The sequence below is a fragment of the Streptomyces sp. M-16 genome, assembly GCF_052114405.1.
Taxonomy (GTDB): Bacteria; Actinomycetota; Actinomycetes; order Streptomycetales; family Streptomycetaceae; genus Streptomyces.
Genome location: NZ_JBFRER010000049.1, coordinates 45,965 through 68,396, shown reverse-complemented (window position 1 = coordinate 68,396; position 22,432 = coordinate 45,965). Strand labels below are relative to the sequence as shown.

At 69.0% G+C, this 22,432-nt stretch carries 21 protein-coding genes and 1 pseudogene; 11 read left to right on the top strand and 11 right to left on the bottom strand.

All coding sequences use genetic code 11. The features are described from left to right. Positions 1–10: 10 nt before the first annotated feature. From AB4039_RS22680 to AB4039_RS22640, 9 genes and pseudogenes are all read right to left on the bottom strand, one after another. On the bottom strand, positions 11–607 hold the full coding sequence (locus AB4039_RS22680; protein WP_266843100.1) for an anthranilate synthase component II: 597 nt from the start codon (positions 605–607) through the stop codon (positions 11–13). After that, positions 604–2,142 carry an anthranilate synthase component I family protein gene (locus AB4039_RS22675; protein ID WP_266843099.1) on the bottom strand — a complete coding sequence of 513 codons (1,539 nt, stop codon included), beginning with the start codon at positions 2,140–2,142 and terminating at the stop codon, positions 604–606. Before AB4039_RS22675 ends, AB4039_RS22680 begins: the two co-directional genes overlap by 4 nt. 72 nt (positions 2,143–2,214) lie before the next feature. Further along, positions 2,215–3,249, bottom strand: a complete 1,035-nt coding sequence (sbnB, locus tag AB4039_RS22670; protein ID WP_442271661.1) for a 2,3-diaminopropionate biosynthesis protein SbnB — start codon at positions 3,247–3,249, stop codon at positions 2,215–2,217. Positions 3,250–3,326: 77 nt separating this feature from the next. After that, complete coding sequence (locus AB4039_RS22665) at positions 3,327–6,311, bottom strand: BTAD domain-containing putative transcriptional regulator (RefSeq protein ID WP_266843095.1); 2,985 nt, start codon at positions 6,309–6,311, stop codon at positions 3,327–3,329. 337 nt (positions 6,312–6,648) lie between these two features. Next, positions 6,649–7,443: a neocarzinostatin apoprotein domain-containing protein gene (locus tag AB4039_RS22660; protein WP_442271660.1), complete on the bottom strand. Its 795-nt coding sequence runs from the start codon at positions 7,441–7,443 to the stop codon at positions 6,649–6,651. Positions 7,444–7,724: 281 nt separating this feature from the next. Beyond that, on the bottom strand, positions 7,725–9,005 hold the full coding sequence (locus AB4039_RS22655; protein WP_442271659.1) for an amidohydrolase: 1,281 nt from the start codon (positions 9,003–9,005) through the stop codon (positions 7,725–7,727). Continuing rightward, positions 8,968–9,411, bottom strand: coding sequence for a hypothetical protein (locus AB4039_RS22650; RefSeq protein ID WP_442271658.1), 444 nt, complete (start codon positions 9,409–9,411; stop codon positions 8,968–8,970). Before AB4039_RS22650 ends, AB4039_RS22655 begins: the two co-directional genes overlap by 38 nt. Before the next feature lie 23 nt (positions 9,412–9,434). Next, positions 9,435–9,632 (bottom strand): annotated as a pseudogene (locus AB4039_RS22645) (lantibiotic dehydratase C-terminal domain-containing protein); the annotation flags it as partial. Beyond that, entirely contained in the window at positions 9,629–9,781 is a 153-nt protein-coding gene (locus AB4039_RS22640) for a hypothetical protein (RefSeq protein ID WP_442271657.1), read from the bottom strand. The gene AB4039_RS22640 and the pseudogene AB4039_RS22645, both read right to left, overlap by 4 nt. A 301-nt stretch (positions 9,782–10,082) precedes the next feature. Between AB4039_RS22640 and AB4039_RS22635 the strand changes: the two genes are divergently transcribed. Both AB4039_RS22635 and AB4039_RS22630 read left to right on the top strand, forming a co-directional pair. Then, positions 10,083–10,364, top strand: coding sequence for a transposase family protein (locus AB4039_RS22635; protein WP_442271656.1), 282 nt, complete (start codon positions 10,083–10,085; stop codon positions 10,362–10,364). Further along, positions 10,270–10,719 carry a transposase family protein gene (locus AB4039_RS22630; RefSeq protein WP_442271655.1) on the top strand — a complete coding sequence of 150 codons (450 nt, stop codon included), beginning with the start codon at positions 10,270–10,272 and terminating at the stop codon, positions 10,717–10,719. Before AB4039_RS22635 ends, AB4039_RS22630 begins: the two co-directional genes overlap by 95 nt. Positions 10,720–11,224: 505 nt before the next feature. Here the strand turns inward: AB4039_RS22630 and AB4039_RS22625 are convergent. Both AB4039_RS22625 and AB4039_RS22620 read right to left on the bottom strand, forming a co-directional pair. After that, positions 11,225–11,386 (bottom strand): hypothetical protein, encoded by a 162-nt coding sequence (locus tag AB4039_RS22625; RefSeq protein WP_266843083.1) that lies wholly within the window; start codon positions 11,384–11,386, stop codon positions 11,225–11,227. Positions 11,387–12,021: 635 nt separating this feature from the next. Continuing rightward, positions 12,022–12,531 (bottom strand): helix-turn-helix domain-containing protein, encoded by a 510-nt coding sequence (locus tag AB4039_RS22620; protein ID WP_266843082.1) that lies wholly within the window; start codon positions 12,529–12,531, stop codon positions 12,022–12,024. A gap of 443 nt (positions 12,532–12,974) precedes the next feature. On the opposite strand from AB4039_RS22620, the gene AB4039_RS22615 reads away from it, so the two are divergent. The 9 genes from AB4039_RS22615 to AB4039_RS22575 all read left to right on the top strand — a co-directional run bounded on the left by AB4039_RS22615 (position 12,975) and on the right by AB4039_RS22575 (position 22,400). Then, a complete protein-coding gene (locus AB4039_RS22615) occupies positions 12,975–13,367 on the top strand; it encodes a hypothetical protein (protein ID WP_266843081.1) in 393 nt (130 codons plus the stop codon). Positions 13,368–13,508: 141 nt separating this feature from the next. Beyond that, entirely contained in the window at positions 13,509–14,813 is a 1,305-nt protein-coding gene (locus AB4039_RS22610; protein WP_442271654.1) for a hypothetical protein, read from the top strand. Positions 14,814–14,870: 57 nt separating this feature from the next. After that, positions 14,871–17,321, top strand: coding sequence for a phage tail tip lysozyme (locus AB4039_RS22605; RefSeq protein ID WP_442271653.1), 2,451 nt, complete (start codon positions 14,871–14,873; stop codon positions 17,319–17,321). A 193-nt stretch (positions 17,322–17,514) separates the two neighbouring features. After that, positions 17,515–18,519, top strand: a complete 1,005-nt coding sequence (locus tag AB4039_RS22600; RefSeq protein ID WP_266843075.1) for a hypothetical protein — start codon at positions 17,515–17,517, stop codon at positions 18,517–18,519. Continuing rightward, on the top strand, positions 18,516–19,217 hold the full coding sequence (locus AB4039_RS22595; RefSeq protein ID WP_266843073.1) for a hypothetical protein: 702 nt from the start codon (positions 18,516–18,518) through the stop codon (positions 19,215–19,217). Before AB4039_RS22600 ends, AB4039_RS22595 begins: the two co-directional genes overlap by 4 nt. Positions 19,218–19,291: 74 nt before the next feature. Further along, positions 19,292–20,080, top strand: a complete 789-nt coding sequence (locus AB4039_RS22590) for a hypothetical protein (protein WP_266843071.1) — start codon at positions 19,292–19,294, stop codon at positions 20,078–20,080. Next, positions 20,077–20,769: a hypothetical protein gene (locus AB4039_RS22585; protein ID WP_442271652.1), complete on the top strand. Its 693-nt coding sequence runs from the start codon at positions 20,077–20,079 to the stop codon at positions 20,767–20,769. The genes AB4039_RS22590 and AB4039_RS22585 overlap by 4 nt, the downstream gene beginning before the upstream one ends. A gap of 63 nt (positions 20,770–20,832) precedes the next feature. Further along, on the top strand, positions 20,833–21,357 hold the full coding sequence (locus AB4039_RS22580; RefSeq protein WP_266843067.1) for a hypothetical protein: 525 nt from the start codon (positions 20,833–20,835) through the stop codon (positions 21,355–21,357). Then, a complete protein-coding gene (locus AB4039_RS22575) occupies positions 21,357–22,400 on the top strand; it encodes a hypothetical protein (RefSeq protein WP_266843065.1) in 1,044 nt (347 codons plus the stop codon). The genes AB4039_RS22580 and AB4039_RS22575 overlap by 1 nt, the downstream gene beginning before the upstream one ends. Positions 22,401–22,432: the final 32 nt, after the last annotated feature.

Genomic DNA, 22,432 nt, shown 5'->3' with positions numbered 1-22,432 from the left:
TGCTCCTTTGTCACCCGGCGAGGGCGTCTGCGGGCTGGGTCCGTGCGGTGGTGAGGAAGTTCTCCAGGAGCCGCATGCCGCCGACCGTGGTGATCGACTCGGGGTGGAACTGGACCCCTTCGACGGCGAGGGTCCGGTGGCGCAGTCCCATCACGTAGCCGTCGTCCACGGCGTGCGCGGTGGCGATCAGCTCCTGCGGCAGGGGTTCGGCGACGATGAGCGAGTGGTAGCGCGTGGCGGTCATGGGGGCGTCGAGCCCGGCGAAGACCCCGGCGCCGTCGTGGGCGACCTCGCTGGTCTTGCCGTGCTTGAGCCGGTCGGCCACCTGTACGCGGCCCCCGTGGGCCAGGCCGATGGCCTGGTGACCGAGGCAGATGCCGAGCAGCGGCACCCGCCCGGCGAAGCGGTGCACCAGCTCGACGTGGCCCGACTCGGCGGGGTGTCCCGGGCCGGGGCCCAGGACCACGGCGTCCGGCAGCCGCGCGGCGAGCTCGTCGGGGCTCTCGGTGCGGGAGCGGACGACCTCGGTGGTGGCGCCGAGGGTGCGCAGGTACTGGTCGATGATGTGGGTGAAACTGTCGTACGCGTCGACGAGCAGGACCTTCACGGGAGCAGTTCCTCACCGGTGAGCGCCCAGTAGGCGGCCCCCATCTTGTGCAGGGTCTCGCGCCACTCGGCGGCGGGCGAGGAGTCCGCGACGATGCCGGCGCAGCTCTGGGTGGAGTACGTCGACCCGTCGTGGGTGACCGTACGGATGCACAGCGCCAGCCGGGACCAGCCGCGGACGTCGACCAGGCCGACGGCCCCCGCGTACATGCCCCGGGAATCGCTCTCCAGTTCGGAGATGATCTCCATGGCGCGGATCTTGGGGGCTCCGGTGACGGTCCCGGCGGGGAAGGTCGCGGCCAGCGCGGACCAGGTGTCCTCCCCCGGGGCGAGCAGGCCCTCGACCGTGGAGACCAGGTGGAAGACGTGCGAGAAGGTCTCGACCGTCATGACGTCGCGGGCGTCCAGGGTGCTGGGCAGGCTGACGCGGCCGATGTCGTTGCGGCACAGGTCGACCAGCATCACGTGCTCGGCCCGCTCCTTCTCGCTGGCGAGCAGGGCCTCGATCCGGGGCCCGTCCACCGCCGGGTCCCCGCTGCGCGGGGTGGTGCCGGCGATGGGGCGCATGACGATCCGGTCGCCCTCGGTACGGAAGAGCACCTCGGGGCTGGCGCCGATCAGGGTGGAGCCGTCGCGGGGGACGAGGTACATGTACGGGGAGGGGTTGCGCGCGCGCAGCCGGCGGTAGACGTCCGCCGGGGTCAGCGCGGTGTCCACCTCGATGCGGTGGCCGATCTGGATCTGGTAGATGTCGCCGACGCCGATGTGGCGCAGGCAGCGTTCGACGTCGCCCAGGAAGGCGGCCTCGTCCGTGCTGTCGCGGACGGCCAGTGGGGCGGGGGCCCCGGGGGCCCGGCCGGCGGGCTCGGCCATACCGGCGGTCAGCCGTTCGACGATCCCGGCGAGGTCGGTGCGGGCGGCGGGGCCGCCGTCGGGGCCGAAGGCCTCGCTCCGGGCCGCCAGCCGGACGGCGGTGCCGGCGTCCAGGTCGTACCAGACGGTGTCCTGGAACAGGGTCAGGACCAGGTCGGGGGCCTCGTCGCCGGAGCCGTCGCGGGCGGGGAGCTCCTCCATGTACCAGGCGGCGCCGTAGCCGATGGTGGCGAGGAAGCCGAAGGCGTACTCGGGGCGGGTGCTGTCGACGTCGAAGGACGCCTGCACGGAGCGCAGTACGTCCCAGACCTGTCCGGGCCGTTCGAACAGCCGGTCGCCGCCGGGGCCTTCGACCAGCCCGAGCCGGTCGGCGACCGCGGACAGCTCGGCCAGGACGGGGGCCACCCCGACGGCGGAGATCCGCCCCGGGTGGATCCGCAGCTCGGCGAGCCGGCCGAAGCCGACGACGGCCGAGTTCCCGTCGAACTCGGGGCTCTCCAGGGACTCCAGGAGGAACACGTCCTCCCCGAACCGGGCGCGCAGCGCCTCGTAGAGCTCCATGGGCGGGTGCGGGTCGAGGGCGCTCTCCTCGATCCGGACGGGGAGGGGGCGCCGGCCGTGGTCGGCCGGCGCCCGAGTGGTGGTGTCGAGCAGTGTGGTCACCGGTTCACTTTCCTCGGGTGGCTCGGGGCCGTGGTGGGGGCGGCCGTGGGGGATTGCGGGGAGCGGGAGGCCTCAGCCGTAGCGGCGCATCTCGTGGAAGAAGTCCTCGACGACGGCCAGCCGGCCCTGCGCGTGGAGGGTGTCGTGGATGTGACGGCCGACCGCGAGGTCGAGCACGCCGAGGCCGAAGGGGGAGAAGAAGACGGGCTTGTCCTCGGGGACGGGAAGCTTGCCGGAGAGCACGTCGTAGAGGGTGCCGTCGACGAACTCACGGCTGCCGGTCAGCTGTTCGGCCAGGTGGGGGGAGGTGTCGGCCTTGAGGCAGTGCTCGATGTCGTCGACGACGTTGAAGCCGGAGAGGATCACCTCGGGCGCCAGGTCGCGCAGGGAGACGTGCAGCACGAGCGGGTTGTGCCCGAACCACTGCGGGTCGGTGACGTGGGGGGTGCCCGCCACGGTCGCGAAGACGACCAGGTCGCTCTCGCGGATCAGCTTCTCGGCGCTGTCGTGGACGGTGACCGGGCCCTGCTCGCCGGAGCGGGTGAGGTAGTCGGCGAAGCCCTCGGCGTGCTCGGTGGACAGGTCGTGCACACCGATCTCGTCGAACTCCCAGCCCGTGCCCGCCAGGTACTGGTGGATGAAGCGGGCGATCAGGCCGACGCCGAAGAAGCCGATCCGGCGCGGGCGGCGGCCGGCCGGGCTGAGCCGGTCGGCCGCCAGCGCGGCGGAGGCGGCGGTGCGGGCCGCGCTGATGATCGAGGATTCCAGGCAGGCGATCGGGTAGCCGGTCTGCGGGTCGTTGAGGATCAGTACGGCGGAGGCGCGCGGAATTCCTGCCGCCACATTCTCGGGGAAGCTGGAAATCCACTTCACTCCGTCGACCGGCGCCCCTCCCCCGATGGACGCCGGAAGCGCGATGATGCGCGAGGTCGGCCGGTCGGGAAAGCGGAGGAAATAGGACGGCGGATTCACCGTCCCGCCCTCGCCGTGCACCCGATATGCGGATTCGATCAATCCGACCACTTCGGGCGCACGGCCGTCGAGGACTTCGTGCACCTGGGCGCCGGGGATCACGGCGAAAGAGGGCGCGCCGGTCGTACGTGACATCGCAGACTCCACAGCTCGGCAGTTTTCTCGTCTGCGATGACGCTAGGGATCCGCCTTATCGCCGGGTTATTGCACGCTTACGCGTTCTCCCCCGCACCCGCCGGCGCCGACGCGCCGCCGGAACCCGGCCGGTCCAGCGCCCGCGCCGCCTTCTCCTCCCACGGCGGGGCGCCGATGCCCTGGAAGATGCCGAGCGCGGCCCGCAGGTGCGCCCGTCCCTCCTCGTCGCGCCCGCTCCCCCGGTAGGCCTCGCCGAGCGCGAGCCGGATCTGTCCCTCGATCATCGGGCTCCGGGTGCGCCGGGCCGCTTCCAGAGCCTCCAGGAAAGTCCGCTCGGCCGCCTCGGCGACGCCTGCCGAGTGCCGGGTCTGCGCCAGGCCCAGCAGCGCGTAGGCCTGCCCGAGCAGGTCGGACTTCTCCTCCACGATGCGCACCGCCCGGGCGAAGGCCACCTCGGCCTCCTCCAGCCTGCCGAGCTCCAGGTACGCGCTGGCCAGCCGGTACGCGCCCTGCGCCAGGCTGCGGGAGACACCGCCCTGGATGGCCTCGGAGACCCGTACGGCGTCCAGGCCCAGCTCCACGGCGGCTTCCGGCTGGCCCTGGTCGAGGGCGAGCTGGGCCAGCCCGTTGAGCACGTAGGCCTCCGAGGCCCGGTCACCCGCCTCGCGGAACACCGGAAGCGCCTCACCCAGCCGCTCCACGGCCCGGCCGTATTCCCCCCGGATCCGGTCGATGACCGCGAGGTTGCGCAGGACCAGGGCCCTGCCCATCGCGTCGTCGGCCCGCGCGTAGAGGTCGAGGGCCGTCTCGTGCCGCTCGGCGGACTGGTCGAGCAGCCGGAGCCGCAGATCCAGGGCACCGAGCTGCTGCTCCATCGCCGCCTCGCCGCGCAGGTTGTCCGCCGCGCGCGCCGCCTTCAGCGCGACTTCGCTGCACCGGCGCCAGTCCTCCAGGTAGTTCCGCGACTCGAACAGGACCGTCATCGAGGCGACCAGGTCCCAGGCGAGGTCGGACAGGCCCGTGCGGGCCGTCTGTTCGACCAGGGCGACCAGCGAGAGCCGCTCGGCCTCGTACCACTCCAACGGCGCCGCCAGGAGTTCCTCCAGCAGGACCGCGTCGATCTCCCGCCGGGGCACCTCGCTGTGCACGATGCCGTAGTCACCTCCGTACTCGCGCCGGTGCGCCTCCTCGGCGATGGTCAGGCAGGTCCGGAACACCCGGTCGCAGGCCGCCAGTCGGTCCTCATCGCTCTCCTCCTCACGCGCCAGCTCGTCGGCGTAGAGCCGCATCAGGTTCTGGAAGCGGTAGCGCAGCTGCCCGGTCGCGTCGACGCCGACGACCTCCAGGAACTGGGCGTCCACGAGGTGCTCTATCAGTCGCTCGGCGTCAAGCACGTCCTGGTCCATCAGCGCCGCGCCGACCCACGCGGTGAAGTCCGGTACCGAGAGCAGCCCGAGGTAGCGGTAGAGCCGGGCCGCGTCCTTGTGCAGGTAGCGGTAGCTCAGCTCGAAGCTCGCCCGGATCTGGGACTCGCCCTGGCTGAGCTCGTCCAGTCGGCGCCGCCCGTCGCTGAGCCGGGTGACCAGGTGCCGCACCGACCAGTGCGGCTTGGACGCCAGCCGGGCCGCGGCGATGCGCAGCGCCAGGGGCAGCCGGTCGCACAACTCGACCAGCCGGGCCGAGTCATCGGGCGCGGCCAGGATCCGGGCCTCCCCGACGATCCGGCCGAGCAGCTCGACGGACTCGTCCTCGGGAAGCACTCCGAGGTGGACCCGGGCCCGCGGGGGCCAGGTGACCAACTGCTCCAGCTGCTCCCGGCTCGTGACCAGGACGGTGCAGTCGCCGCTTCCCGGCAGCAGGGGCCGGATCTGTGCGAACGTGCGTACGTTGTCGAGCACCAGTAGCACCCGGCGTTCGGCCAGGACGCTGCGGTACAGCGCGATCCGGTCCTCCAGCCCGTTGGGCACGTCCTCGCTCTCCACCCCGAGGGAGCGCAGGAATCGGCTCAATATGTCCCCGGCGGTGGTCGGGGCGTGGTGCTCGTCATATCCGCGGAGGTCGGCGAACAGCCGCCCGTCCGGGTACTGTTCGGACATCCGGTGCGCCCAGCGGACGGCGAGACCGGTCTTGCCCACGCCCGCGACGCCCGTGATCAGCCCGACGGTGGGCGCGCGCCTGTCCTCACCCTGCCCGCCCACCAGGGTGTCGAGGGCGGTGAGTTCGTCGCTGCGTCCGGCGAAGCCGGGTACGTCCGGGGGCAGTTCGGAGGGCACGACGCGGTTGCGTGCCCCTAAGGCGTCGCCCGTCGCGTCGGCGCCGGCCGCGGCAGGCGCCTCGTAGGCCAGGGAGGGGTCGTCGCGCAGGATCGCGTCGTGCAGCTCCTGGAGCTCGGGACCCGGATCCATGCCCAGTTCGTCGATGAACTGGCGTCTCGCCTCCCGGAAGCTCTCCATGGCCTCGGCCCGCCGCCCGGATCTGTACTGGGCGAGGATGAAGTGGTACCGGGTGCGTTCGCGCAGCGGGTGTTCCCGTACGGTCGCGGCCAGTTCCGGGAGCAGCAGCTGGTGCCGGCCGAGCTCCAGCTGGACGCTGGTCATCGCCTCGTAGGCGTTGATCCGCACTTCCTCCCAGCGGGCCGCCTCGTCCTCGACGAGCTGTCCGGTGACCCCGGCGAGCGCCGGTCCGCGCCACAGCGCTAGGGCCTCGGCGTAGCAGCGGGCCGCGTCGGCCGGACGGGCGTCGCGGACCGCGGTCTCGGCCTCGGCGACCAGCCCGGTGAAGGTGACCGTGTCCAGCGCGTGCCCCTCCGCACGCAGCAGGTACCCGGGGTGAGCGGTGACGATGACTTCCTCGGTCACGCCCTCGGTCTTGATGGCCTTGCGCAGGGCGGCGATGACAATGGCCACCTGTGTCCGGGCGGTGGCAGGAGGCCTGCCGTTCCACACTACATCGACAAGCGTGTCAACTGGCACAATCCGCCCGGGACTCAGGAGCAGAAGGGCCAGAATCGTACGTTGCCGGGCACCTCCTACCAGAATCGGCCGCTCCCCCACGGTGGCCATAAGTGGACCAAGAATTCTGAAGCTGAGTCGCTCACCCAACGGATCTCCCCCCGTCACTGACCGGGCCCGGCCAGCGGGAGCAGCCTACCTGTCTGTCGCTGACAGAAAAGGTGCCGGACGCAAGCCAAGTGACTGGTGAGACACCCTGACCGAAAGCTGATCGATCATCTCGGGATTGGCTGAAAATGATCCCCTGAAGCCCTCCTCCCCTCCGCGCCCAGGGAATAACTTCAAGCCACACTCGACGAAACCGGAAGCTCCGCTTGACCCGGCACGCAGAACGGGCCGGCCCCCACGAGTGGTCGCTCGTGGGGGCCGGGCCGTGCGCGGGGGGCCGTCAGCCGCGGGCCGGGTTCGGCGTCGGGGCGAAGCGGAGGGGATGGCGGAGCGATTCCGGACCCCGGACCCGGGTCCCGTAGACCAGCAGCTCGCATCCGGGCGCGACGCGGCAGTCGACCGTCCGGCCGTCATTGGTGTCGAACGTCGCCGAGACGAGGACCGTCTCGTCGAGCCTGCCCTGGTCCGTGGTGGCCGGCGGACGGCCCCGGGTCCGGCAGGCGGTCTCCTGCGTGGACCCCGCGGCGCACTCCAGGACCACCGAGTGGAACTGCGGCTCGTAGCCCCGCCCGGTGGCGTGCACGGACTGGCCGTCCACCAGCCCCTGGTCCGGGTCCACCCGGAAGGTGGGCGCCGCCTCGGGCGCCCCGTGCGGCCGGAAGGCCAGCGGGACGGTGGTGAGAACGGCTCCGGTGATGTCGGTCAGCGCCAGCCGGCACGGATGGGCGGCGGTCGCGGTACGGCAGTCGAAGGTGCCGGAGCCGGTGGCGAGCCCGGCGTAGAGCTTCTTCGGGAAATCCGTGAGCGTACCGTCCGGAAGGACGCGGAACTGCCGGCCGGTGCTCTCGTCGCAGGCGCCGGCGACCGTGTCCGGGGCGCAGAGCTCGACCAGGACGTACGCCTTGGGCGGGCCGCCCTTGACCGAGAATCCGACGACGTCCCCGTCCAGCAGCCCCGTCGTGCGCTTCACGAGCAGCTGCGGAGCCGCCGGCGCCGCCTGCGCGGTCCCCCCGAACCCCACCCCGGCCAACGCCAGCACCAAGGCGGCGCGGGCGAGTGACCCCCACAACCTCATGCGTTCCCCCTCCGGTTGCCCTGTCCGATCGCAGGCATCCTCCTGCCCGCGGCACCCCCCGACAAGGCCCCGAATCCGGACGCCTCCCGACCCCCCGCACCCCCGCCGAAACCCCTCCCCCACCCACGTCCCCGCAGGCACCCGACCCCACCACGCCCCGGACCACGACGACGCACCGCTCCACCGCGTGGCGCGATCCGAGCCGTCCGGCGTGCGCTCTCGGCCACCGACCGGGAGCGCGGGTGGGCATCCGCCACCGCCGTACGGTGGTCGCGCACCCCCTACCGGTGGCCGGCCTCGGTCCCCTGCCGTTGCTCCACCCTCGCGAGCGCCGGTACCGCGGCGGCCGCGGCGCTGATGCCGTGGCGCAAGGTGGCCTCCGCGGCCGGAGCGAAGTCCGCGGCGTGGTCGGCGGGCAGGGACTGCACCTTCTCCTGCGGCGAACGGCCCGGAGCGGCGCGCCAATCGGCGGCGCTCACGCAGCCGAGGAACCAGTACACGGTCGGGACGGCCGGGGTGGATCCGTGCGCGAAGAACGGAAAGTCCTCACCGGCCAGCATCGGCGGCGTGGACAGGACGCGCCGCGCACCCAGCAGCGCCGTGTGGGCGGCGTGCACCCGCGCGGCAGCGGCCGGTTCGTTGATGTTCACGGGCGCCTTGGGGCCGACCGTGATGTCCGGGTCACGGGGGCATCCCGCTGCCGCGCATTCGGCCCGCACGATCCGCTCGACCGCCGCGACCGCCCGGTCCAGCTGGTCATCGGAACAGCAACGGATGCTGATGCCCAGCTCGGCGCGGTCGGGAATGACATTGGGCACGGTCCCGGCGCGCAGGGCACCCACCGTGACGACCAGGGGCTCGAACGGGTTGTTCTCCCGTGAGACCACCGACTGCAGCCGCTGCACGGTGGCCGCGGCCGTCAGCACCGGATCGATGCTCAAGTGGGGCGCCGCGCCATGGCCGCCCCGGCCGTGGATGACCACCTCCACCACGGTGGTCGCCGCCGTCAGCGCACCGGGTCCATGGGCAACGACTCCGCACGGCAGGGGCGCGACGTGCTGTGCCAGGATCACGTCCGGGACACCGAACCGTTCGAACAGCCCGTCATCGAGCATGGCGCGGGCGCCGGTCAGCGTCTCCTCGGCGGGCTGCCCGATCACCATGAACGTCCCGGACCAGGTGTCGCGCGCACGGCCCAACAGGGATGCCGCGCCGGCCGCACACGCCACATGAGCATCGTGGCCGCAGGCGTGCGCCACCGGGACGGAGCGTCCGTCGCCCGTCGTCGCGGTCCGGGTGCTCGCGTACGGGAGGCCGGTGGACTCGGCGATCGGGAGGGCGTCCATGTCGGCGCGCAGCGCCACCAGCGGGCCTTCGCCGTTGCGGAGGACGCCCACCACGCCGTGACCGCCGACGCCTTCGGTCACCTCGCATCCGGCATCCCTCAGCCATGCCGCGAAGCGCGCGGCGGTGTGCTCCTCCTGCCCCGACAGCTCGGGGGCGGCATGCAGCTCCCGGTAGAGCTCAAGGGCCTGCGGCAGTACGCCGTCGAGGCCCGCCACCACCGACCGGCCGTCCCGCGATCTCGGCGAGCCTGAGCCCTTCGCCGGAGAGGGTGAGCACCTCGCGCTCACGCGTGCTGAGCGGACTGCCGCCGAGGGCCAGCGCGTCCGTGGCGATCTCCGGGTCGATGAACCGGCCGCCGGCGTGGACCTGGCGTACGACGTCGGCCAGCTTCGCGGCCGAGGTGTCCTTGGTGATGAAGCCGCGTACCCCCAGGCGCATCAGCGCCGCCTCGCTGCCGCACTGCATCAGACGCTCGGCCAGCGCCACCCCGGCGGGGCCGCCGAACTTGCCGTGCTCCGGCTCGTAGAGGCGCTTGGTGACCATGCGGTGGGCGGCCAGCGGTCCGCGCGGTCCGTCCGCGGCGGCGAGATCGTCCAGCGCCCGGCGGAAGTCCTGGTCCAACTCCCTTTCATATCCGGCCAGCGGCCGGGCGTGCCCCTCAGCCGAAGGCGCAGCTGGAGACCGATCAGGTCGACGTACTGGAGGAAGAACCAGCGCAGTGCGGGGTCCTCGGCGGTGAAGCGGCGCACGGCCGGGCCGACCACTTGTTCCACCAGGTCACGGATCTCGGCGATGCTCGCCACGTAGAGCCGGTAGTAGAGCCATTCCTGCTGATCACTCACTGGCCGTCCTGCCTCAGCATCGCGATGAATTCGGTGGCCGCCGCGGGTTGGTGCGGATCCGCCGTCCAGTGCCCGTCGCGACCGGGCAGCGCCTCGGTGATCTCCACCGAGGTGGTGGCGTCGTCGATCTGCCGAAAGGCCGCCCACACGGCGTGCGGGGTGGTCGAAGCCGACCCACTGGGGCTTGTGGTGGACGCCCTCGTGATCGGTGACGCGGGAGAGGAAGACCTCGTCCGGCAGGCCCAGCCGGGCGCGCCAGCGCTCCACTTCCAGCAGGAAGCTCACAGGTGACTGGCCCCGGCCCGGGCGGGGCAGGTCGCCGGGGGCCACCAGCCACGACGCCCGGCGGCCGGGCCGTGGACCGCAGCCCGAGAGTCTGAGCTGACCAAGCGGCGTGGCCATGGCCGATTGCGGGCGGCCGGGGCTGGGCCGGATCACCAACTGGTCCTCGTGGACCGGGTGCTGGTGACCTTGGTGGTGTCGCGCTGGGCGCTGTCGCACAGGGTGCTCGCGGCGCCGTTCGGAGTCTCGCCCTCCACGATCGACCGGGCGGTCGGCGAGGTGCGCCCGCTGCTGGCCGCTCGCGGCTTCGCGGTGCCGGATCGGCCCGGGATCAGGGCTCAGGGCCCTTCCGGACGTGTTCGCCTATGCCCAGGCCGAGGGGATCACGCTGCGGATCGACGGTACCGAAGTGCAGGTACGCCGCTCGAAGGCGGGGCGGCCGGGCCGTAAGGCGTTCGTGTCGGGCAAGATGAAGCAGAACACCGAGAAAGTCACGATGATCAGCGACGAGCAAGGTCGGGAGCTGTGGCTCGGGGCGATCCGCCCAGGCCGGACGCACGATGTCACTGCAGTACGCACCGAGGGCCGCGAGGAGCAGTTGCGTCTGCACCCGAACGTGAAAGCCGAAGTCGATTCCGGCTATGCCGGCCTGGCCCGCGACTTCCCCGGCCAGGTCAGCGCCCCGCCGAGGAAGCCAGCGACGGACGCCGGGCCGTCCGAGCGCAACTTCTACGGCCGTGCGTTCCGCCGCCAACCCCAACGGCGGATCACGGTCGAGCATGCCAACACAGAGGTCGAGCAGTGACGGTCGCTACAACGCTGGACCGGCGAGCGCGACGACCTGCCCGAGGTCATCGCCGCAATCGGCGCCCTGGTCTCCGACCGCAGCGCCAAGCGCCCAACCGGCAGCAGGCCGAGCGTGGAACCCGACCGTGTCCGCGCAACGGCCTGCTGATCCACCCCTGAGCCGAACCGCCAGGCCAGCACATCCCAAGCCCTATCGTGCGGCTACTCGTTACTTCGGGCATCGTCCGGAAACACATGAGCACGGCGTTGCCACCTAGAAGGCACAGGCAGCCGAGGGAAGAACTGACCGCGAGGGCAATGCCCAGCGGCTGCCAAGGTCACGAATAGCGAGCCGAACGCTCGGGCCCAGTCCTGGGAGACCGGGGGCTGCACTCCGGGTACGCAGGCCCAGGTGGCCATCTCCTCATGCGTTGGATTGACTACATCTCTGATCGCTACCCGTGGCGCGCTCAAGCCCAACAAGAACCCCGGCTCATCGGGCAGTTTCTGTGTGCGCCCTCAGGTCAGCGCAAGCCGTCCGTGTCGTCGGTCTCTTCGCCGACTGGGAGTGGCTGATGGTCGCCCTCCGGGGTCTCGCCATAGATGACCGCGGATACCGCCGTGTCGTATGCCTCGTTGAGGCCGTTCCCGCTTGTGCCGAGTATGTTTTCCCAGTCAATTCCCATACCTACGATCCTATCTGCACCACCCGAGAGTCTCGGCGATGCGGGACACTGCGGCCGTGCGCCTGCACGGCCTGGGGCTACATCTGATCGACGGATCTATACCCGCGGCCAGCCGAAGGCCAACCAGGACAATGCGCTTCTCGACGCCGCTGTCACGCCGTCCGAGCCGGTGCCATCGACCTGCGCGCCGTGCACGGTTCACCGGTGGGGCGCATTGGTGGCGGCCTCTACTACAGAAGATGCCCATGCGCGTCGGCGGACGATCATGCGGCGGTCGTACGGGTGCCAACTCGACGCGCACGTCTTTGGCGCCGCCGGCCACGCGGGGCTGATCAGCAGCGCGGACCTTGGTCGTCCACTCCTTGCTGCGGGCGACGCCCCCCATTCGAAGGGACGCACGGATCCACACGACCGGCGTGAGCGGCGACGCGCTGCACGCGATGCCGCACCGGCACATGGGAGGGGCCGGGAGGGATCCGTCGGCGTACGACTTCCACAGTCTGCGGGCTGGTCATGTCACCCGGATAAGGCGGAACGGCGCGAGCACCGAGGAGATCGTGCAGGCCGGCCGGTGGCGGAAACCGAGACGGTGAACGTCTGCGACCGGAAGTTCAACCCGGCCGCCCGCAACAGCGTCATGCGCCTAGGCCTGTCCCCTCTCCGGCTGGCTTGTTGCGGACAACACGCATCCGGACATCGAGAGAGGCCTGGGGCTCAGGGTCGAGCTCGTGGTCGCCGGCGGTTTCAGGGTTGACGCTCAGCGCGTGAGAGCGGAAGGCCTCCCGCTCGGCGGAGAGTTGCTGGATGGTCTGGGTGATCCGGTGGATCTTCTGCCGCAGCCTCTCCTGCTCCTGCTCGGCGATGGCGAGCTCGGCGAGCTGTTTCTGGATCTCAGCCTCGTTTTCCCGGGCGTAGTTGTCGCTGACCAGTGTGATCAGCGGAACCCCGAGAGCCTCGGCAGCGGTGACCGCCTCGTCGAGCCTGACCGCACGGGTCTGCTGCTCGATGCGCGTGATGGCGGTGGAGTCAACGTTCGTGCCAAGCAGTGCGGCCATACGGCGCGCTAGCTCTGCCTGGCTGATGCCGAGGCGTTCGCGCTCTTGACGAAGCCGGCGGGCGAAAAGGTCACCGGGCAGTGGATTCATGGCGGTTTGACACTTCCTGGTCGAGATCGCGATCGACGGGGGTAGGTGGGGGCGGCCCACCTCGGAACCGAGCAGGCCAGCGTCGCAGCAATGCTAGAGCGGCACATTACACATCTCGCACTGCGGATTCCACAGGCCTCCGCCGCACCTCCACGGCCACGCGCCACCTCCACGGCCACGCGCCGCGACGTCGATTCGCCTCGCTTCTGAGCCCCTTTCGGCCGTCTATCGACAGACCCTGGCGCCCCCTACACTGCACCATTCGAATGGTGTAGATTGACCACTCAAGATGCACACGTATACGAGTCGACAAGAGGCGTCGATGGATGTCATGGACCGCTTCAGCCCCTATCACCACCTGCCACGGTAGGCAGTCTGCGCTTGTTGCGGTGCGACTCGATGTCACGCCCACTGAATGAATCGAAAGGCGAGGGGAAAGAAGTATGCCGAACACCTACGGGGCAGCCGTCCTCACACAGGCATCCCTGCCGAGCGCCGCCTGGGACCTGACCAGCTTCCTGACGAACGCCAAGTCCCAGGTCCAGCTCTGGGGAGGTTCTGTACTCATGCTGCTCGGTGTTGTCGGCCTGGTCTGGGGCGGCGTGCTCTTGATCAAGAAGCTGATGGCCAACCCGCAGTCCGCTGGCCAACAGCAGGGCTGGGGCACGATCGCACTCCTCATTCTCGTCGGCGGAGCTTTGGGCACCGGCGGGTGGTCGCTGATCTCGACGATCGGCTCCGGCGGCCAGCAGACCATTACGGATCTCGGCGGCGGCACGGTGATCGTGCGGACCGTCGACCAGGTCAGCGGATTCCTGAGCGGCCCTTCCAAGTAGGGGGCCGTCACAGACCGCGCACACGAACGGTGACAAAGGCATCGAGCGAACCGGGTCGGTTGAGGTGCAAGTCCGCCTCTTCCGACCCGGTTCGCCATATCCGGGCTCGCAGCACGGTGCACGCGCGAAAGAGAGCAGAACATGGGGATCAAGGACAAGGCGCTGGCCTTCAGTAGGAAGTTCAAGCTTGACTCGCACCACGCGATCGAGCGTTTTGGGGTGTTCTTCAGCATCTTCGCGGTCACGGGCGCGATCTCGATCGGCGCATCAGGGGTCTCGGCATACCAGGCGGAGCGTGACTCGCTGTCGCAGACGGCGCTGTACACCCGCGACTTCAAAACGTCGAAGACGAATCTCGAAGGCACCGTAGACGGGGTCTACACCAACGAGAGCGGCAACAAGGCGCTCGTGATGATGCACTTCAGCCCGACCGCTCAGATCTCGTACAACGCCGCGGACTACAGGGCGTTCCTGCTCGGGTCGGACACCTCGCTCAACAGCGAGCCGGTCAGCACCAGCGGGATCAAGGGCTCTCTCTACGCCTTCGGCTCGACCGGCTACATCGGGGTCCTCCTGAACGCCGACCGGCCCTTCGACCGTCAGGTGTTGAATCTGACGGTCCGTGCGAATGCCGAACTCACCGCGCCCGGAGCGGAGCAGAAGCAGAGCAGCGGCAAGCCGGCCGGCGACGAGACCTTCTCCAAGTACGACCAGTGGCGGGTCTTCTTCAACCCCGGTGCGTCCGGGGTCCAGAAAATCGCGGCGCTCAACGCTCCGACCTTCGATCCCGCGCAGGCCTACTACGGGGTCGCACTCAAGGAGAAGGAGACCGGGGCCAGGAACGCCCTGGACCAGAAGCTCGTCGAGATGCGCGCGAATCTGACGCAGATTCGGTCTTACACGTCCGACCTGCAGACGACGAAGATCGACGGGTTGTTCCTGCGTCCGCCGACCGTTCCGGCCTCGATCGCCACGGACAAGATCACGGGCGTCTCCGCAGCCGAGGCAAAGGACGGTGTCCCGACGCTGGCGCTGCAGACCAAGCACGTCACCCCCGGCGGCTTCGACCTCAACTGGCGCACAGGCAACGTCTACGACGGCTACCTCGATGCCCTGACGCCAGCCGGACAGAGCTACGCCCAGTTCTTCACGAAGAAGCGTGACGAGGGCTCAGATCCGACGAGTCAGCAGATCTCGGACATGCAGTGGATTCTCTCGGATGGCACCAGTCTCACCAAGGACTACCAGTCCTCTGACGTGACGATGCGCCCGCTCATGAACATCATGAACAACCTTTCACAGGCGTATCAGAACTACTCAAGGAACAAGTCCAAGTACCAGTCGGATCTCTCGCTCGACCTACTCCGACTGGACGTGAGTCTGCGGGACGTGCAGTCCAACAGCACCATTCGCGACGACAAGGACTTCCTCACGACGCTCCACTGAGTGCGGCGAGGAAGTGTCGCACCCTGCTACCTGGATTGAGCCGGAAAGGAAAACAGCATGGCCGCCGACCAACCGAATCGGAGCTCCAAGAAGGGGACGACGAAGGACCAGCCGGACGCGTCGGTGAGTCAGCGGATGCCCCGGCAGGGTCGCGGGACCAAGAGCCTCGGCCATAAGGAGGACATCGAGAAGCCTCCTTCGGGTAAGACCACCGTGCCCAAGCAGCTCCCGGGACGGGAAGCTGATTCTTCCGGTCCTTCTGGCCCATCGGGCACGGCGAACACTGCGCCGAAGATGCCGGAGGCTGGGTCGAAGATACCGGACAGTGCAGGCACCGCAGGCAAGACAGCCGGGGCCGCGAAGGCCGGGGCGACGAAGACCGGGGCCGCGAATCCCCGGGCGACGAAGGCCGGGGCCGCGAAGGCCGGGGCCGCGAAGGCCGGGGCCGCGAAGGCCGGGGCCGCGAATCCCGGGGCGACGAATACCGAGGCCGCGAATACCGAGGCCGCGAATACCGAGGCCGCGAATCCCGGGGCGACGAAGACCGAGGCCGCGAATCCCGGGGCGACGAAGACCGGGGCCGCGAATGCCGGGGCCGCGAATGCCGGGGCGACGTTCAAGCAGGGTATGAACGGCGTCGCCGGGAACCTGGCCGGAGGCGCGACCCAGAAGGCGATCGAAGGAGACGGCAGCAGCGCGACCCGTCGCAACGTCGGGCGTTACGCGGGAGCCGCTGTCTCCGGTGCCGTGGCCGGCGCACAGGCTGGCGGGCTTCCGGGAGCCGCCGTTGGCGCAGCGAAGAACGTCGCTGTCGAGGGGGCCCAGGACGCGGTCAAGGGCGTGTCCAAGGCCACCGGCGGCAGCCCGAACGCCAAGCCGGCCGACCAGCGCGAGCTGGGTGTCGGCGGCACGGGCTACGAGCGCGGTGCGACGAAGGGCGGCGAGGGCCTGGGCTCGAAGGCGGCCAAGGGCGTCGCCGTCGGCGGTGGTGCGGCTGCTGCTCCGCCAGCCATCGGCGTGATCATGGCCATGGCCTTACTGAACTGGCTCAAGTCCATGTTCTTCGCAGCCATGGCGATGGCCGTCAACGCCGGGAAGCTGGTGTGGACGCTCATTGTCAACATCGTTAAGGCAGTTGGTCATGCGATCGCTGCGCCGTTCATGGCGATCGGCAGCTTTATAGCCAAGGGGGCCGGCGCGGTCCTGGGCATCACCGTCACCGCGACGATGGCCCCTGTAGCGGCAGCGATGTCGGGTGCGGTCGCGGTGACTGCCACCGTGGCCCTGCTGGGCACGGTCTTGACCGGTGTCCTCAACTCGACGGCGTTGACCGAGGGCGGCATCAACGCGAACAGGGCGGCGTGCGTCGTCAACGCGGGTAGCGTCGGCAACGGTTCCGGTGCCACCGTCCCGGCGGATGTGGAGAAGAACGCCAAGGAGATCTACTCGGTACTCAGTAGTTGGGGGATGCCGAAGGCGAACATCGCGGGCATCCTCGGAAACTGGTCGCAGGAGTCTGGGATCGACCCGACGAGTGTGCAGAACTTTCCGACGGGGACGTATGCCATGACCGCCGCGAAGGCCAGCGCCGCGCAGAACACGGACAACGGTATCGGTCTTGGGCAGTGGACGTTCGGCCGCAACACGCTGCTGCGCCAGTACGCGCAGGGCAAGGGCGTCGACTGGTCTACGATCAAGGCCCAGTTGGCCTTCATGGTCGATGGTGACAACCCGGGCGACGTTGCGGTCTTCAAGGACATGCTCAGGAAGTCGCAGGGCTCGCCGCGTGCGGCAGCGCTGCACTTTCACGAGAACTGGGAGCGCTCCGCTGACGGCGCGGCCGGGATCGCTGCACGAGGCGACAAGGCCGAGATGTGGTTCGGCAAGATGAGCGGCTGGTCGGTCGACAGCTCGATCGTGGGTGGCGTCGAGGACATCGTCGGCGGGATCATCGAGCACATAGCGAACGGGATCAACACGATCCTGGGAAACTGCACCTCCACGGACGGCGGTTCCGTCTCGCCGAAGGACGGCGGGATGACGCAGGAGGAGGCCCAGGCCCTCGTCGACCTCTTCAACAAGGAGGGGGACAAGTTCCTCGACGACCGGTACGGTCCGGGCGGCGGCCCTGGTTCCTGCGGCGACAACCACGCAATGAACTGCGTTAGCTTCTCAACCTACTTCGTGAACAAGTACACGACGTTCCAGGCCTACCCGTCCGGTGATGGCAAGGAGACGGCCTACACGATCGCGAGGGAGACCGGCAAGACGCTGCAGTCGACCCCTGTCCCCTACTCGGTCGGGTCCGGGCCGGGATCCACTCCCGTCGGCCACACCCTCGTGGTGCTCGGCGTCCAGGGGGACAGGGTCATCCTCGGTGAGGCTGGCTACTGCGCCTACATGGGCCGGGTCCGCGTCGCCAGCGCGGCGCAGATGGCTGCCCAGGGCTGGAAGTTCGTGGATATGTCGGATGCGATGCTCACCTCCGACAAGATCAAAAAGGCCTGATGCGCAGCATCTGACCTGGGAGGAAGAAGCCGGTGCTCGGCGATCCGGGCACCGGCTTCTTCGTGTCCGAGTCAGGTCCGCGCGCCAGTTCCACCTTCGACGCCCTTTCTGAATGGATTCAGACTCGGCCATGAATGGCTTTCGGTATAGGCTTGGTTCGTTTATGAGAACAATGCGGAGTGAGGAGCGTTCCGTGACGACAACCCCTGACGAGTCCGAGAGCACCGGAGCGGAGCAGGAGAGCGAGTCGATGCCCGAGGAGAAGCCCGCGGTATCGAAGACGCACACGAAGGTCACCGGAGTCGAGCTCGAAGAGCGCTTCGCGGGCTGGATGACGCGCCAGCGCGAGAAGGGCCAGGCCCGCGCCCCAGCGGACAACGCGCGCCTGCTCCGCCGCGGCGTCACCGCGGTGATGAGTGCCGGGATCCTCGCCCTGGTCGTCGCTGCGGGCGTGACCGGCGAGAGCTTCAAGGCGACCACAGCGGACAACGAGGCCCGGATCGTCCGACTCAAGGAACAGTTGGACGATGCCCAGTCCACGCCCGTGAATGCGGACGCCGGCGCGCAGCTGTCAAAGCTCGCCGAGGCGGCAGCCGCCGACGCGAAGAAGGTCGCGGCAGGTGAGCAGACCTTCGCCACGTTGTACCACCAGGCCAGTGTCCAGCCCAGCCCGAACAACGGGGCTCCGAACCAGGCCACGCTGGAAATCGTCGAGCACCGACGGGACCTGGCGCCGCTGTTCGGCAAGGACTCCTTCCTCGTCAGTGACAAGGAGGCGTACAGCACCTCGTCGCTGACGCCGTTCGATGCGACCACCGAGATCGATCCGCGCCACGCCTGGTACATCCGCTACGACGGCGAGAAAGCAGCTGACCCGAGCACGTACGCATGGAAGGTCGAGACGGTGACGCCCGATCTGAGCGTGAAGGGCGGCTCGGGCGCGACGAACCAGGCAAGGGTCGTCTGGCTGTGCCGGGATACGACGAGCGGCGAGGTGCTCGCCTGGGCGAGCGCGCGTTACGTGCGCAATGGCACGGCGGGGGCCTTCGACCACTTGGCCCTCGTGGTAACCGCCGCTGGGGCCCAGTACGAGAACCCGGCGGTCAAGATGCCGGCCGGGTCCGGAGTACCCGAACTCAGCGGCACGGGGACAGAGCTCAGTGGCACGGGGACACAGGAGGAGAGCGGGAAGCGATGACGGAGCAGACGGCAGCACCCACGCGGCGGGGATTCTTCCGGCGCAACCTCTCGGTCCTGGGGACGGCAGCGGTCCTCGCGGTCGTCGCGACGGTTGGCGGAGTGACCTGGAGCAGCCAGCACGCGGCCCTGGTTGAGCAGGAAGCCCAGATCAACGATGTCGAGGGACATCTGGCGGCAGTCCAGAAGAGTCGCGCTGAGCAGGTGAACGCGGACGTTATGGCGGCCCTGGGTGTCAGCCAGAGCCGGCTGAGCACCGACGGTGAGCGCATCAGGTCGCTGCTCTCGATGGTCTTCACGTGGGACTCGGGGCAGAGCTACGAGGCTGCGCGCGAGAGCCTGAAGAGTCGGTTCGGCCTCACCGAGAACGAGGTGTTCCTGAAGTCGTTCATGCCCCCGTCGAGGTTCAACGAGGATTCCCAAGGGCGGCGTTACTACTACATCGACACGGTTGGCCTGAACTCGGCCCTCGGCGCGGATCCGGACATAGAGGTCATCGACGCCGAGGCGGGCGTCTACACCTACGCCGTCCTTGCCGACGTCGAGGTCACCTCCGACGCGACGTCCCAGAACAAGGCGAGCAAAGCCAGTGTCACGGCGTACCGGCGCGCGCTGCTCTTCGTCACGGTCGACGCCCAGGGCAAGGTCTCGAACCTCTCCGGCGTGCCGGCAAGCGGCGAGACTCGCCATTCCAAATGACGCACACTCCCTTTCAACTCGCCTCACTGATAGAGTCATGCTGATATTCGAGTGGAACGGTGAGTTGAGGGCTAATGGCGTCGACACGGACCGATGAGTCGAGCGGGGCCGCGGTACGCAAGACGCGCTTCGTCGCGACGTCCGGGTCCTCGCAGGAGGACGCGGACACTCCTGAGCGCATGGAGCCCGCGGGCAGCCTGCGCAAGCCCACCCTTGCGGCCGGCCTGAGCATGGGTGTGGGCGCACTGCTGTGCTTCGTACTCTCCGCAGGAACCTCCGACGGCCAGAGCGCGGTGCGCGGTACGGCTGTGCCGAAGATGTCCTCTCTGCAGGAGCAGATCAGGATCACCAAGGCGAAGACTGCGGCGCTACCGAARGCCGACGACGCCGAGCGTGGTCTGACCACGGCCCTGACGGCGGCTGGTCAGGTCGCGAAGCTGCAGGACGACTACCGCTACCTGACGCCCAACGTGGCGGCAGACGGCGGCAAGCTCGACGCGGCGACGTCTCAGTCGACGCTACGCAATCTCATCCCCTACTTCGCCCCCTCGGTACACCAGGGGGACCTGGGCCCGTGGTACCTGCTCGCCAGCGACAAGGACGTACCAGCCGGCGTCGGGATCCCAATGTGCTTCAACTCCGGCTTTGAGTGGGCCGTCCAGGTGCCTTACCTGGTCAACGACGACGGCACCATCGCGGTGACCTGGCTGGCGATGGAGACCAGGACCGGTGCGGGCGAGAAGCCGGCGGTGCTGGCCTGGGCCCGCGCCGACTACGACCTGGTCCGCAACGCGTTCGTGAACATCCAGACCGGTACAACGGCCACGGGCGAGGCTCTGGAGCAGGAGGTGGAGGCACCGTGAAGGAGGAGATCAAGGACAAGTTGCGCCTGCACGCCGGGAGGATCCTGCTCGGCGGCACCGGCGGGCTGCTCGCGCTCTCGGTGGTCGCACTCGGAGCCAGCCTGCTCGGCGACGGTCCGGCTGCGTCGGACATCCAGGACAACGCGGTTGTTCAGAAGCTCGAAGGCAACCTCAGCGACGCCCAGACCGAGCTCGCAGCACAGCACACGGCGCTGTTGGCCCAGCTGCCGGGCGTGGACATCGAGCGGGTGAACCGTGACAGGACGACGGGTCGGTCCCTTCTGCTCAGTCTCACGGACAGCTCGGCGTCGAGCCGGACCGTCAAGGAGCAGCAGGCACTACTCGACACGCGCTACGGCTTCCTCGACCACGAGTCCCGGGTACTGACCGAGTTCGTGCCGGAGTGGATGACTGCGACCGGAGCCACGAAGGGCGCCGGGACGACGTACGCGCTTGCTGATCTGGACGTTCATGTGAGTCGGGTGCAGGGCCTGAACTACTCCTACACGGGGGTGGCCCGTCTCGATCCGGTCCGCGTTGGACCGRATCAGAGCAGCGCTGCCAAGAGCGAGTTCGTGGTCCTCACTTACTCCACCTCTCAGGACGGCACGGCGACGTCGCTGGACGCCTATCGGGCCTCCAGCAAGACCCGCGACGCCCTCGTCGGCACCAGCTCCCCGAAACGGTGAGCGAAGCGCCCGCCGTTTCGGCACGCACCCCAGAAGACCCCTACGAGACGTAAGGACACGAACATGTCGACTCAGGCCCTGGAGAAAACCGAGACGACTGTCCCGACGAGCACGGCCGCGGCGGCGAGGAAGACCACGGCGAAGCCTGAGAAGGAGCACGAGGATTCGAAGCTGCGCACCGGATGGCGGCGCCTGGCTCCGAAGAATCAGGCCGGTAGGTTCTCCGTCGTGGTGTGGGCGGGGTTCTTCCGGGCCGTCGTCCTTCTCGCCGACTACCTGCTGGCATTCATCACGGCCGTGGTCATCCTCCCGCTGCTGGGCGCATGGCTGCACCAGCGGTCGGGCGCATCCCAGGGTGCGCTCAGCGCGGATGGAACCATCGCCATGTGGCTGATGCCGCTCCTCTTCCTGGTCGCACTGCTCGCCGCGGGCGAGATCGCCGTGATGCGCGGCATGTGGCGCTGGGCAACACGGATGATCGCGAAGATCCAGGACGCCCAGGGCGAGGCAACCGGGGCCGACGTCGCACCGAAGTCCACGACCAGGACCGCCAACCAGAGCAAGACCAACCGCAAGAGGAGCAAGTGATGCGTACCGCAGGACTGACGATGAACGACGTATGGGCCCACCGTGTCCTGCGTGAACGAGGAGTGGAGACGTACCGGCTGGAGGGGGTGGTCGCCGAGCTCGGCGTCATGGTCGAATCGCTCGACCTCAAGCATCGGGGCGAGGAGGAGAACTATCGTCCGTATCTGCACATGAGGGGCGAGCTGCGCTCGGTCACCCCGGCCGAGGCCCTGCCGTTCGGTATCTCCCAGGTGACCTACTCCCCCGGCCAGGGCGAGAAGGTGGACGCCTTCTACGAGTTCGACGACCAGCAGCTGGTGGCGCTGGCCAGCAAGGGATACTTCACGAGTGGCTTCACCGTGCCCGAGCAGGTCACTGGGATCGAGTGGGAGCTGCCGGCCACGGCGGACATGCTTGTCCTCGCTCCGTCGGAGGTGCAGACCGAAGGCGATGTGCCCGTGGTCTTCACCCAGGTCCACGGCATCGGGGGCTTGGAGATCGATCTCGAGTCCAGCGGCTATGACCTCGCCGGCTACTTCGCCGACCACTCCAAGAACGGCGTCCCGCGGGCCGAGGCCGTAGTCGATGCACGTGGGCTGAAGTCGCGCTCGGACGCGATCAACCCGCTGTTCACCGAGGACGAGCTGGGCCTGGACACCGAGGTCAAGCATGTCGTCGGAGCGCCCGTGCCTGAGGCAGCGCCGGTCGCTGACGGCATGAACGCACGCTTGCGGCAGATCGAGGCGGAGATCGCCACCGAACGGGAGCAGTACAAGACCGAGCGTGCGAGCACCGAGGGCACCACGGAGAACCTCTACCGGGAGCGCGTGGCTGCACCACTGCACAGGACTGAAGAGCAGAAGGTGCCGGCCGCTTCCTCGGTCCCGACCCGTGAGGCACAGCGCGACCTGAACCTGGATCCCGATCTGGAGGCGGAGGAGCAGGAGACACGCCGACGTGAGGTCAAGCCCGTCCCGAGCCTGGACGAGCGCAAGCTCCAGGTGGCCCAGCGTGCGGCCGATCTGGACTTCGGCGTTGACGACGAGCAGGGCTTGGGCTCCTGAGGGCGGATCAGGCACGGCGTGCGCGGCCCCGG